This is a genomic window from Synechococcales cyanobacterium T60_A2020_003 (assembly GCA_015272205.1).
Taxonomy (GTDB): Bacteria; Cyanobacteriota; Cyanobacteriia; order RECH01; family RECH01; genus JACYMB01.
Window position 1 is genome coordinate 1 of record JACYMB010000201.1, and the last position, 13018, is coordinate 13018.

The window sequence follows — 13018 nt, forward strand, 5'->3', positions numbered from 1 at the left end:
CTCATCTGAATTCTGCTTGCTGCTTTCCTTTTTGGATCAATTGGATAAAGTCGAGCTCAGGACATCGCCTAAACACCTCTCGTGCTGTCAGACTCTTGATCATGGTGACTAGCTTTGTCACGCTGTAGGTTGGTACTGACTGCACCAGAAGGTGCACATGGTCTTTATCCACACCGATCTCAATGAACTTAATCTCATAGCGCTTCTCGATTTCTAGGCATACTTCTCGTAGGACTGCATCAACCTGTTCGTCAAATACAGCCCGTCGATACTTCGCTGGAAACACTAAGTGGTAGAGCAAAACGGTAACGTTATGGCTTTTATGGATGTACTCACTCATCCTGGCATTTTACGCCGCAGAGCGGCGGGGAATCGACCCGCAGGGATTGAAGAAGGACACATTGCTTTTTATTCTGTTTGGCATCATTGCATTACATTGGCACAATGACTCACAATACATATCCTTATTGCAAGCAGATTTTCCTTGGATAATAAGAGATATATTAATCCTACAGGTTATAAATTAAAAACAGGCATTTTTGCTTTCCACGTTTCATAGAGCTTGATGTCGAGTTCCAGTGGCTTTGCCAACTTTTCTCGCAATTCGTCATTAGGGGAAAGGATTTTGGCGTGGCGCTGTCCTGCAACGTTAGCCGATTCAAACTCTTCAGGAACACCAATTTTTTTAAAAATAATAGGGCAGTCGGTATTAATCCGTTCCGTTAGAGAAACGACATCAAACTTCGATAAAAGGTCATTGGCCGTTTTTAGCTTGCGTTCAGCAGACATGTGGTGAAACTGCTTAAATCCACCATATTTTTTCACAAGCCAGACTAACTGACTTCTTCGTTTCTTGACGTTTCTGTACCACTCATCAAAGTCTAGAATATCCTTTTCTTCTTGGCGACGTACATTCATCTTCCAGTTGTAGGAGGAAACCATCCAAGACACTGGTTCACGCAAAAAGACAATGGATTTACAGGTTTTATTGGGAAACAGCTTGTAGGTTTCAGCATTAACTTGATGTCCGAGAACAACGCGCACTTGCTGACGCTCTTCCTTCGTCCGTTTGGCAAAAGGAGTTATGAGGTCAGGAGCATCGGTCATCTCTTTTGCCAGTTCTTTCTGATTGCGTCGTTCGATCCGTTGATCACTAGCTTTGGCCAAGTGGACAAACTCGTATGGACTTAGATTGTTCTCAAAATGCTTGCGGATTGTGGTGCCGCCTGTTTTGGGGATATGCGCAAAAATATACATCGTATCGCTCACAAATACCTCCTCAACTACCCGTAATCCTAAAATGCTCTACTGCCGTTCCTATGAGTCCTCATTCTCACGAGTTTCCAACGGTTCCTAAGAAGCTTAACTGCCTATAAACTTAGATTCTATCTGCGTTTTGCACCTGCTGATTTTATCATGGGAGCGATCGCCCCCATCCAGCGACCTATTTTATACATCAATCAGGATATCTTGGTAGGCTTTATTACCTGCTTCAAACTTCTCTACGTCTTCTTGAGTGATGCCAAGTTCACTACAGCGCTCCTCAAACAGTTCCTTAGCATAGGTATACAGGGCAATGTCAATGGCATTTCGCTCCTGAATGATCTGCATCACGGCAGGATCAATCGAGTCGCGGCTGGTCTTTTGCCTGGAAATATTCTGGCGAACGTAGTAAATATCCTGCCACTTTAGTAACCGTTGCAGCATAATCAGGAATTTTGTGTACTGCTCGGTTAAGCCAAACACAGACATGCGATCGCGCAGGATGGCTTTGGCTCCAGCCAGGGTTTCCTCCGGATCATATTTGGAAAAACCAAGACTCCGCTGCCGCAAGTGCCCCGTGAATCGGAGCGACTGGGCGTTCTCGATTTCCACGAATTCCCCAGACTGCACAAATTCTGCCAGTGTCATCTTGCTGACGAGGGGATAATAGGTATGGGTGTACGCCGTGTGTAGATAGTCGTAATAGGAAATAATGCGGCCAACCGGTTCGCGCAGAAGCGTAATGTGGAGAATGGGGCGATCGATCAGTTGATACAAGATCGAAGGGACGCGATAATGCCCCATGATAACGTCGGGTAGCATGGAGTGCTTAAACAATAAGTAGGGTCTAGCTTCGAGTTCGGGGCCGTTAAGATGAAGCGTGCGATTAATTCTGTAGTTCTTGCTGAGCAAGTACTCTAGGGTTGTGCCCCCTACTTTGGGAATATGGGTGAACAGCAAGATCGCCTTTTTCCCTTTGACCGTTGGCGGTTTAGATAGCCCCCCAATCGCGGCTTTGTGAGCATCGGCTGGATCCTCCGGCTCGTCGAGTTTTAGCGTTTTGCTCAGCTTCTTGACCCGCTCCCAAGGAATGACCAGTTCTTCTAGCCGTTCTAGGTTCTTTGAGATTTTTAGGGCGTTTGGGATTTTTCGCCATTCCTTCAGAGACTCATCCGTCAGGGGAGTGCCATCAGCAAAGCGCCCCATGTCTAGAAGGCTCTTGGGTCTGGATTTCGAGACTTTGACATTTGGTTGACGTTTGTTCCCTTTTTGGGAGCCTGAGTTTGATGGGGTGCTAGAGCCTGCATCAGCAATGAAGTCAGGGGATACAGGCTTTAATTTAGCGGCGACACGCTGAAGGTTAAAAGTGAGACGTTTGAGCATAGGGTCGTGATTTACTTCCTTAGAGGCTTGAACAAGCGGCGGGTTTGTTCAGTCAAGATAACGATTGCTATAGCATGACATAATATGCAATGGCATAAAACCTAAAGCCCTATGATTCAACTTGAGCACAAGCTTCAGGCTGGAGAGCAGCTTTGCTTTGTCCACATTCCGAAGACGGCCGGAACGACGCTAATCTCCCTGCTCGATGCCCACTTCCCGGTTGATCGCATTTGTCCGGCTCAGCTTTGGCGCGAGTTGGTTTGGTTGCCGCCGGATCAAGTATCTGCATGTCAACTGCTGCGAGGGCACTACACCTACGATGATTATCTGAAACTGGCTTCTAATCCGGTTTTTATTTCAATGTTTCGCAACCCAATTGATCGGGCATGTTCGTACTACAACTTCATGCGAAATCAGCCTAATGACTGGCTGGAGCGGCATTATAGTTACCGGACAGCGTTAGCCGAATCCCATCTCCATGTAGCGAACTTGGTAGAGGGTGATATTGAAATTTATCAGCGGGCGAATCGGGATGACTTAGCTGCTTTTTTTGCCAGTTCGTTTGTCCAGGCCTGGATTCAAAATTGGCAGGTGAAGGCGATCGCCCGTTCAACCTTCGATCAATCCCCGTGGGCGCAGGAAGCAGTGTTGGCTACCGCAAAGGATCGGCTGGCAACGCTGGTTTGGTTTGGGTGCGTGGAACGGTTTGCCGATTCGATGGCGTTACTGAGCTACACCTTTGGCTGGAACCCGATTCGGCAATACCAGCGGTTGATGGTTGCGCCCAATCCAAACTACACTAAGGGACTGTCTGCCAAAACGGTGGAGATTTTGCAGGAGATTCATCAGCTTGATCTGGCCTTTTACGACTACGCAGCAGCAGAGTTTGAACAGCGCTATGAGGCCATGCAGCAGGATCTTCAGGAACGATACGGGGGAACCGATCTGTATGCCCAACTGGAGCAGCATTATCGCGATCGCACTCAGGCGCTAAATCGTCCCCGGCAAACTGTGATTGACTTGAAGTTTGACCAGGCGATCGCCGGAACGGGCTGGCAACTTCGGGAGGGGAGTATTGAAGAGCAAACCCTGTTTCGTTGGACAGGGCCAGAAACGGAGACTACGCTGGACTTACCCTTAGCGGCAGGACAAGATTTCACTCTGAAACTGCGGATTGTGGGCGCGATTTCGGAGGAGGTGTTGGACAGTGTGCAGCTTAGGGTGGGCGATCGCTCCATTCCGCTGACCCAACTGTGCCGCGAGATTCGTCCTGGCATTTATCTGGTGCTATTCGAAGGACAAATTCCAGCAGATGCCATCCAACCGGATGCACCCTTTACGCGGCTAATGTTTTCAGTCAAAGAAACGCGATCGCTCCATTCCCTAGATGCCTCTAACCCGGATCGGCGTTCGGTCGGGGTAGCGTTGGATTGGATTAGCCTTTTTCCGAAGGCTGAGTTGGGTGATCCGGGCTATCGTTGCATGCTGTTTCCCGGCGAGGATGCAGCTTGGTTTGAGGTTGCCCAGTGGCTGCGATCGCACATCAGACCTACGGAGAAGGCGATCGCCCCATTGGATTTTGCGGAGGTACTGCCTAACCAGATATTGCCATATCGCTTAATCTCGGAAACAACAACCGAGATTGGTGCAGAGTGGATAGTGATCCATAAGGGAATGCTGGAGTCCTTGCCCCTCGCGTTGTTAGATAAAGTCAACACATCTTGGAACCCAGTCTATGCCAATCCAGTATTTGTTGTATTCACAATTCAGCTTGATCTTCCAGCGATCGCCTTCAAGACACCAGATTTGAAAGCCTTCCGCGAGGAATATAAAAAAGTGCTGCGCAAATCTAGCTCCTAGGAGAAAAATATGGTCTGAACGGCTACTCACAACACCGATTCGTAAACTTGGCTCAAACGCTGCTGATAATTGGCAACGTCAAACTTTTTAACTTGCTCGTAGCCCTTCTCAATCATCGCGGCGCGGCGAGCAGGCTCGTTAATCAGCATGGAAAGTTTGGCTCCGATGTCTTGCTCATCGTAGGGATTGACGTAAAGGGCGGCATCTCCACAGACCTCAGGCAAGGATGAAATGTTGGACGTGATTACAGGACAGCCATGCGCCATCGCTTCCAGGGGGGGCAGACCAAATCCTTCATAAAGGGATGGGAAGCAAAAACAGAAAGCACCTGCGTACAGATTTTTCAAATCGCCATAGCTGACGTAATCCAGCAGGCGCGTCTGTTTCAACGCTTTTTGTTTGCTAAAGATTTGATCGATCTTGCCAATTTCGTCTTCCCACATCCAGCCTCTCTTGCCCACGATGACCAGCTTTAAATTGGTATCGAGTTGGGCATAGGCATCAATCAACCGCCCGACATTTTTCTTCGGTTCAATCGCTCCTACAAATAAGATGTATTCTTGAGGGCTAAGGCGGAATTTTTTGAGTGATCCTTCAAGCCCTTCTTCAGACGCAGTGGAGGGAGTTGGATTTACAGGCTGATAGGTAACAAAAATCTTTTGGGGATCAGTATCAAAGATTTTAAGAATATCCTGCCTTGAATTCTCGGATACCGTTATAATTGCTGCCGATTCTTTAATAGACTTTTCAACCATCTTATAAAAGATCTTTTTATTGTCTAGTGTTGTAGACGGTAAACGTAGCGGGATTAAGTCGTGAATCGTTGTAATCTTTTTCGTGCCTTTGACCTCTACTGGAATGGTGTAGGTGGCATGGAAGATATCAAATTTTTCGGGTACAGTTACCTTGGCGTTTGTGCCAAATAATTTGAATAACGCATTAGCGCGTGAGTAGCAGTCTGGAATGTTGAGAAAGTTAGTTGTTTCTACCAAGTTTAGGAGAGCGCCAATTAAACTTCCCTGAATCGGCGCATTATAAACAACGCCTGCTTTCGTATTAATGGGAGTAGCGCTATAGGTCGTACCACCTAGGGTGGAAAGCAGATCAGCCAGAATGTTTAGAATCCGAATAGGACGTGGCTTTTCGAGGAGTTTGAGGAGAATCTCATCGGTATCAAAAAAGAGAACCTCATCCAAAATCGGATTCTGAGTTTCAGGGGCAGGGCGTCCAAAAAGCACACTCACGTCAGCACCTAAGCCTTGAAGGGCGTTAATCAGGGTCAACCCATAGGTTTTAATGCCCGTACCTTGCGCCATTTGAATGTTGTAGCCATCAACGAGAACGCGAGTGCCCTTAATACTCATGGGTTCGAAAATCCTTGCTTGAGGTTGGTAATTACTATGGAGTGAGCAACAGTTAATAGTAGAGCAAACACGCCTGAATCGGCTTGTTTTTCCCGACTACTAGAAGCATAGGCGTGTCGCTCAACAAGCTGTGTAGAGAATCGCGTATTACTGGGGTAATGTCAACTCATGGAATCCTCCTAAACGGATTCCTCCCGCATTCCCATTTGGACACGCCAGAGTCCAGCGTAGACCCCGTGTTGATTGAGCAGATCTTCATGACGTCCCATTTCAATCAGCCGACCCTGCTCCATCACGTAAATGCAGTCGGCATTGCGAATCGTGGACAGACGATGGGCGATCGCCACCGTTGTCCGATTTTGGGTAATTTTTTCGAGCGATCGCTGAATGGCGGCTTCGGTTTCGTTATCGACTGCCGATGTGGCTTCATCCAAAATCAGGATTGGCGGATCTTTCAAAATGGCACGGGCGATCGCCAGTCGTTGCCGTTGTCCGCCTGATAACCGCTGTCCCCGTTCCCCCACGATCGTGTCGTATCCTTGGGGCAGTTGCTCGATAAACTCATGGGCTTCGGCAAGGCGAGCAGCGCGGATCACGTCTTCTGGAGAAGCGTTGGGTGTGCCGTAGCGAATATTTTCGGCGACGCTGCCGTGAAACAGGAAGACATCTTGACTGACCAGGCCAATGGCGCGGCGGAGGTCATACAAATCCAAATCGCGGAGTTCGATTCCGTCCAGACTAATGCTGCCCCCGTCAATTTCGTACAGCCGCAGGAGCAGTTTAACGAGGGTACTTTTGCCCGATCCGGTTGAGCCAACAATGGCGGTAGTTTTTCCGGCGGGAATGTGGAGGGTCAGATTGCGCAAGACGGGCGATCGCTCAGGATAGGCAAAGGTAACGTCACGAAACCAAATATCTCCTTGAACATTCGCGATGGGTAAGGCACGATGCCCCGGATGGATGGCGATCGGCGTATCCAGCAAATTCATCACGCGAGTGGTGGAAGCCATGGCTCGCTGGTACTGGTCGAGGGTTTCGCCCAACCGGGTCAGCGGCCAGAGGAGTCGCTGGGTCAAAAACACCATGACACTGTAGCTGCCGACCGCCAAGCTACCCGATGCCGCCGCCAAGCCCCCGTAGAATAAGGTTCCTGTAAACCCCAACAAGATGACGATCCGAATCAGCGGCGTAAAGGCTGCACTAACGGCGATCGCCCGTCGGTTGCTGCGGCGGTAGGCTTCACTATCATCGGTCACGCGCTGAATTTCGTAGGTTTCCGTTACAAAGCTCTTAATCGTCGTAATACCGCTCAAGTTATTCGATAAGCGGCTATTTAACCAGCTCACCTTATCGCGCACGTCGGCATAGAGGGGGGCAAGGCGTTTTTGAAAGGCGATCGATCCCCAGATAATAAACGGCATCGGCAGCATCGACATCCAGGCAACCCCCGGAGCCAGGTAGAAAAAGACACCCCCAATCACAATCACGGTGGTAATCACCTGCAAAATCTCATTTGCACCACCGTCGAGAAATCGTTCAAGTTGGTTAATGTCATCGTTCAGAATCGACATCAGCCCCCCCGTGCTACGTGCCTCGAAGTAGGACATTTCCAGATCTTGCAGATGGGCGTAGGCATCAAGGCGGAGGTCGTGTTGAATCGTTTGCGCCAAATTTCGCCACAGCCAAGCGTAGGCGTATTCAAAAATCGACTCCAGCGCCCACACGATCAATGTCAAAATGGTCAGCACCGTAAGCTGTCCCGCAATGCTGGTAATGCCAAGACGGGCGATCAGCGAATCTTGCTGCTGCACCACCACATCCACCGCCATCCCGATCAAGGCCGGAGGTGCTAAATCAAACAATTTATTAAGAATTGAGCAGGCCGAAGCCATCCAAACTTGACGACGGTAGGGACGGCTGTAGGCGAGTAAACGACGTAACGGTGGGGCATTGACATCCAGGGGCGATCGCCCTTGGCTTGAACCTATTGATGCCTGAATTGCAGACCTAGAGCGGAATTGGTTCGTTGGAGGTTTCAATCGCATCCTATCGCCTCATTCGGAATAAACGAATTGGATAGACACTATCCAATGTATAGCGATCGCAAAATCTTAAGAAAATATTAAATTGCAAATCCGAGATTTTACGTGTTTCTCCTGAGGAACCTAGGTGGGTGAGGGCTTTCAAGTATGAATATCTTCAACGCAGTGTTTTCACTGAATAAAAAGCGTCTATAATGGAATCTGATGATGGTAGATGTTCACACGATCCGGTAAGTCATTTGCCGGATTTTTTTTCTTTCTGCAAGTCCTACAGACGCGGGTTGAGGCAGGATCAGCCAAGGTGTCTCTCTCTGCGATAAATGCACTCCTCCAGATGGATGATTTTTGGCAATATTGGCGACTTGACCCATAGAAATTGATAATCACCCGATCCGGAAGCGGGCGATCGCCTTGAAGAGATCTTCCGAAGGTTTTGAGGATCAGAGGGCGATCGCAATCGGTTATATCCGGTTGGATGGGACTAAGATTTAACTAATGAGCGCTGCGACCTCTCGATCGGGGACTGGAGGGGTAGAGTGGACGGTAATGCTTAGAAGCGGACAGCTTCAGTTAGCATTAGCCACGATATGGCGTTCTTTTTTGGCGTTAGGCGCACGGATACGCATGGCAATACTACACGGTAGCTGGGTTCATTCGTCCTATGCTGAAGAGTTATTCGGCAGGGCTAGCCTTCACAGCAGCGATACAACAGGTTTGCAGCAGGATTCTAAGGATTCCTCAAACCTTGAGGCGATCGCGGCTCCCCAGTCCACAGGCTGGTTCTTCCTTTGGGGGGAAACCTGGCGACGACTGGATTCGGAAAACCTGAACAACTCCACCGATCATCCCTTTGCGATGACCCTAGAGGAATTGGAGCGCTTTTTGCGATCGCTCTATCCCAGTCGCCTCAATTGGGAACGTCTGAATAACGATGAATTGCTAACAGTCTATGGGCGATCGCTCTCCCTCTGGCTTCCCACCCACACCGTTTCTACAGACCGGGGAGAGTTGACCCTACCTCAGCACTCGGAAGTAGTGTCGAAGTTTCCAGACGAGGAGGGTACAGGCAAGTCTGAACCCAGGTCTCACCCATGGCTTGTCAGCGGTTTGTGTTTGCCCCCCCTCGATGCCATCCAGTTTCTCTACACGCTGCCGCTGGGTCCGCAAACCACCCGTGAGTCCTTTGTTGGGGGAGATTTACGATTTTGGTCCCATGCCGCCCGCTGGAGTCTGGATCTCCTCGCCCGATCTAAGTTTTTGCCAGAACTGCTGGAACGATCGCCCGATACCCGCTTTTCCCGATGGCAGGTGATTCTAGACAGCGCCACCGATCAGGAACGACTGGCGCGGTTTACTACTCAGATGCCGAGGGTGTGCATCGCGTACCAGCCTCCCCAGGGAGAATTAACCGAGGCGGCAGAACCATCTGATGTTCCAGACGATAATGCTTACGAATCCGAAGCGGGCGATCGCACTCAGATTGCAACGACAAATCTACTGCTCAACTTCCTGCAAGATACCGTTGATGCCCAGGTTCGGGCAGCCATTAGCACCCACCCCCTACCCGCGACCCAGTTTCCCAAAGAGCTTCCTCTGCGGGAGTGGCTGCAAGCCCTGCGGAAAAAATCGGGAATCCTTGACCTGCTATCATCTGCGCCAGGGAATGGCTCAGTCAGCGGGTCATCCCCCATCAACGTCCTCATCGAAGCCTGCAATTTGCCCGTTCTAGCCGCTGCTCCGGACGCCCTCGAAAGCCTGGACACCACCCTCAACGTTTGGCTGGCTCCCATCCAGCACCAACTCACCCAGCAAACTGCTGCCTTCCGCACCGGATTTATTCTGCACACTCCAGAGGTGGGCAGTCAGCAATGGACGCTGGCCTACTGCCTCCAGGCCGTGAACGATCCGGAATTTGTAGTTCCTGCCGATATCATCTGGGCGCACGCGGTGGATAGTTTTACCTACAAGGGACGCACCATCGACCAACCCCAGGAAACCCTCCTCGCTGGACTAGGACTGGCATCGCGCCTGTATCCGGTGATTGAACCCAGCCTACAGGTGCGGCAACCCCTATCCTGTCCCCTCGACCCGAACCAGGTGTATGACTTTTTAAAGGTAGTGACCTGGCGACTGCAAGAGAACGGATTGGGTGTGATCCTGCCGCCCAGTCTCGCCAGTCAACAAAGTTGGGCAAACCGTTTGGGCTTGAGCGTTCGGCTGGATCCACCCAAGGCGGGCAAGAATCAGCGCTTGGGATTGCAAAGCTTGCTGAACTTCAAATGGGAACTCTCCATTGGGGGACAACGCCTTTCCAAAGCTGAATTTGATCGGCTGGTGGCCTTGAACACGCCCCTGGTGGAAATTAACGGCGAGTGGGTAGAACTGCGTCCCCAGGATATTCGCGCGGCTCAGGCGTTTTTTGAGAATCGCAAGGATCAGCGATCGCTCTCCTTGGAGGATGCCCTGCGGATTGGTACAGGAGACACACAGCTCATTGAAAAACTCCCCGTGGTGGAATTTGAAGCCGCGGGCGCACTCCAGGAACTCCTCAACGCTCTCACCCAAGGTAATCAGGGGGTGGAATCGCTCGATCCGCCCAAATCCTTTAAGGGAGAGTTACGCCCGTACCAGATTCGCGGCATGTCCTGGCTGGCCTTCTTGCAGCAGTGGGGCTTGGGGGCGTGCCTTGCCGATGATATGGGCTTAGGCAAAACGATTCAGCTCATTGCGATGCTACAACACCTCAAGGAGCAAAAGTTGCTGAAAAATCCGGTGCTGTTGGTGTGTCCGACGTCGGTACTGGGCAACTGGGAACGGGAGGTGCGCCGCTTTGCGCCGAATCTAAAGGCAGCAGTGCATCATGGCGATCGCCGCAACCAGGGTAAAGCCTTTGCCGATGCCACGAAAAAGGTAGATTTGGTGATTACCAGCTATCCCCTCACCTACCGGGATCTGAAAAGTCTTCAACTGGTAACCTGGCAAGGCATTGTGCTGGACGAAGCGCAGAATATTAAAAACGCCCACGCCAAGCAATCCCAAGCGGTGCGCGAGTTAGAAACCGAATTTCGCATCGCGCTAACGGGAACTCCCGTAGAGAACCGACTCTCGGAACTGTGGTCGATTATGGACTTCTTGAATCCGGGCTATCTGGGGCCACGCAACTTTTTCCAGCGACGATTTTCGATTCCGATTGAGCGGTATGGGGATACGTCATCGTTGAAAAGTTTGCGATCGCTCGTCCAGCCCTTTATCCTGCGGCGTTTGAAAACCGATCGCTCCATTATTCAAGATTTGCCCGAAAAGCAGGAAATGACAGTGTTCTGCGGTCTATCGCCAGAGCAAGCCACCCTCTATCAAACCCTGGTGGAACAGTCCCTAGCGGAGATTGAATCCGCAGAAGGCATTCAGCAACGCGGCATGATTCTAGCGCTTCTGACTAAACTCAAACAGGTGTGTAACCATCCGGTGCTGCTTGCCTCTGAAAAATCTGATAAAGCTGATAAACGACGCAGTGCAAGTAAAAGTAAACCTTCTCTGCATCAGCAGTCTGGGAAGTTACAACGTCTGCGGGAAATGCTGGATGAATTGCTCGATGAGGGCGATCGCGCCTTGATCTTTACCCAGTTTGCGGAATGGGGAAAGCACCTCCAGGCATACCTCACGGAAACCTTTAAACAAGAGGTGCTGTTCCTGTACGGCAGCACGACGAAACAGCAGCGGGAAGCAATGGTCGATCGGTTCCAGAACGATCCGCAAGGCCCCCGGATCTTTATCCTGTCCCTTAAGGCGGGCGGCGTCGGGCTCAACCTCACGCGGGCAAATCATGTGTTCCACTTTGATCGCTGGTGGAATCCAGCCGTGGAAAATCAGGCCACGGATCGGGTCTTTCGCATTGGCCAAACCCGGAATGTGCAAGTTCACAAGTTTGTCTGTACGGGAACCCTAGAGGAACGCATCCACGAAATTATTGAGAGCAAGAAACAGCTTTCCGAACAGATCGTCGGCACGGGCGAAAACTGGTTGGCGGAGCTGGATACCGACCAGTTGCGATCGCTCCTCTTGCTGGATCGAGATGCCATTCTTAGCGATGAGGACAGTTAGGATGCGTTGACGCCTTAGCCCAACCGAGACTGACCTGTATAGCTGTTGCCAGCTAGCTTAGGACATGGACATTTTGGTGGGGCGGCGAAGCCGCCCCACCAAAATGTCCTAACCGATATGGCTAGCACTATAGAATAGAGAGAATAGGCGCTTAATATTTCGTTACCCTCATGACTCTCGAATCTCCGACCGAAAAAGATTCGTCCCCTATTAACGCGGATGATGCGGGTCAATCCGAGGCCAAGGCTACCCCCATCCTGTGTCGGCACTGCCGCAGAACCGCAACCAACGGCATCAAATGCCAAGGAATGTGCGTGGCAGATAGTGACTATTAGGCTGATGGGTTGAATTGGGCGATCGCCGTAACGCATCAATCCCCAGACGTGATGCATTACGCTACCCAAGAATCCGGAGTTATTAAATCCCCAATCCTTAGGCAATCGCAACATTATCCGTGAGCGTCGTTTCCAGGGCGAGCAGTTGAGCGGATGCCTGAGCATAGGTGATAGGATAACTGCGGGTTAGTTTTCCAGTTGCGGCTAGAACACTCCGGACGTCTTGGTTCGTCATTTGGTTTAAGGGGCGATCGCCCAAGGTCGCTAGAGCCATCGCAATACCTACCCCCTGCCCAACCGCCACGTTAAACTCCACGATGCGTCCGGCAGAGCTAGCAAACCCATCAAATCCAGACGCAGGGCTGATGACCGCAAGATTGGAGAGCGATCGCACCAGCGTATGGCGAATGCCAATGTTGAATAATGGGGGTTGCAGATGATCGACCACACCCAGACCTAGGGAAATAGTGCGATCCTCTAATCCTTCAATGCCACCCCGCACATCGAAATGATAGCCAAAGGTGCCGAGGGCTTCATGGCTGGGGACGCCACCTTTCAACATTTCTGCGCCACTGAGGAGATCGACAACATCCATCACGTTTCCCGCATGGCGGATATAGAGTTCTGAAGCGGGATGTACCGAAATATTAGCGTCAAAGCTCTTAAACCA

Annotated in this window: 8 protein-coding genes and 1 pseudogene; 3 read left to right on the forward strand and 6 right to left on the reverse strand. The window is 50.7% G+C overall.

Features of this window, described 5'->3' with window-relative positions; all coding sequences use genetic code 11:
• Positions 1 to 22: 22 nt before the first annotated feature.
• The 3 genes and pseudogenes from tnpA to IGR76_10275 all read right to left on the reverse strand — a co-directional run bounded on the left by tnpA (position 23) and on the right by IGR76_10275 (position 2469).
• Positions 23 to 340 (reverse strand): annotated as a pseudogene (gene tnpA, locus IGR76_10265) (IS200/IS605 family transposase).
• Between the two features lie 176 nt (positions 341 to 516).
• Complete coding sequence (locus tag IGR76_10270; GenBank protein MBF2078880.1) at positions 517 to 1269, reverse strand: sulfotransferase family 2 domain-containing protein; 753 nt, start codon at positions 1267 to 1269, stop codon at positions 517 to 519.
• A 180-nt stretch (positions 1270 to 1449) separates the two neighbouring features.
• Positions 1450 to 2469, reverse strand: a complete 1020-nt coding sequence (locus IGR76_10275; protein MBF2078881.1) for a sulfotransferase family 2 domain-containing protein — start codon at positions 2467 to 2469, stop codon at positions 1450 to 1452.
• Positions 2470 to 2757: 288 nt separating this feature from the next.
• On the opposite strand from IGR76_10275, the gene IGR76_10280 reads away from it, so the two are divergent.
• Positions 2758 to 4506 (forward strand): sulfotransferase family 2 domain-containing protein, encoded by a 1749-nt coding sequence (locus tag IGR76_10280; protein ID MBF2078882.1) that lies wholly within the window; start codon positions 2758 to 2760, stop codon positions 4504 to 4506.
• 26 nt (positions 4507 to 4532) lie between these two features.
• Here the strand turns inward: IGR76_10280 and IGR76_10285 are convergent, their stop codons facing one another.
• Together IGR76_10285 and IGR76_10290 are read right to left on the reverse strand one after the other, a co-directional pair.
• Positions 4533 to 5870 carry a glycosyltransferase family 4 protein gene (locus IGR76_10285; protein MBF2078883.1) on the reverse strand — a complete coding sequence of 446 codons (1338 nt, stop codon included), beginning with the start codon at positions 5868 to 5870 and terminating at the stop codon, positions 4533 to 4535.
• A gap of 179 nt (positions 5871 to 6049) precedes the next feature.
• Positions 6050 to 7915 carry an ABC transporter ATP-binding protein gene (locus IGR76_10290; GenBank protein MBF2078884.1) on the reverse strand — a complete coding sequence of 622 codons (1866 nt, stop codon included), beginning with the start codon at positions 7913 to 7915 and terminating at the stop codon, positions 6050 to 6052.
• An 852-nt stretch (positions 7916 to 8767) separates the two neighbouring features.
• Between IGR76_10290 and IGR76_10295 the strand changes: the two genes are divergently transcribed.
• The gene (locus tag IGR76_10295) at positions 8768 to 12013 is read left to right on the forward strand and encodes a DEAD/DEAH box helicase (protein MBF2078885.1); all 3246 of its coding nucleotides are present in this window, start codon (positions 8768 to 8770) and stop codon (positions 12011 to 12013) included.
• Between the two features lie 170 nt (positions 12014 to 12183).
• Positions 12184 to 12348, forward strand: coding sequence for a hypothetical protein (locus IGR76_10300; protein ID MBF2078886.1), 165 nt, complete (start codon positions 12184 to 12186; stop codon positions 12346 to 12348).
• A gap of 97 nt (positions 12349 to 12445) precedes the next feature.
• On the opposite strand, the gene IGR76_10305 is transcribed toward IGR76_10300, so the two are convergent.
• On the reverse strand, positions 12446 to 13018 hold a 573-nt coding region (locus IGR76_10305), incomplete at its 5' end, for an FAD-dependent oxidoreductase (GenBank protein ID MBF2078887.1).

What these genes read in the sequence shown, in the direction of transcription:
- IGR76_10285 (MBF2078883.1), bottom strand. Translation starts at nt 5,870, where the DNA reads ATGAGTATTAAGGGCACTCGCGTTCTCGTTGATGGCTACAACATTCAA.
- IGR76_10300 (MBF2078886.1), top strand. Translation starts at nt 12,184, where the DNA reads ATGACTCTCGAATCTCCGACCGAAAAAGATTCGTCCCCTATTAACGCG.
- IGR76_10280 (MBF2078882.1), top strand. Translation starts at nt 2,758, where the DNA reads ATGATTCAACTTGAGCACAAGCTTCAGGCTGGAGAGCAGCTTTGCTTT.
- IGR76_10290 (MBF2078884.1), bottom strand. Translation starts at nt 7,915, where the DNA reads ATGCGATTGAAACCTCCAACGAACCAATTCCGCTCTAGGTCTGCAATT.
- IGR76_10275 (MBF2078881.1), bottom strand. Translation starts at nt 2,469, where the DNA reads ATGGGGCGCTTTGCTGATGGCACTCCCCTGACGGATGAGTCTCTGAAG.
- IGR76_10295 (MBF2078885.1), top strand. Translation starts at nt 8,768, where the DNA reads ATGACCCTAGAGGAATTGGAGCGCTTTTTGCGATCGCTCTATCCCAGT.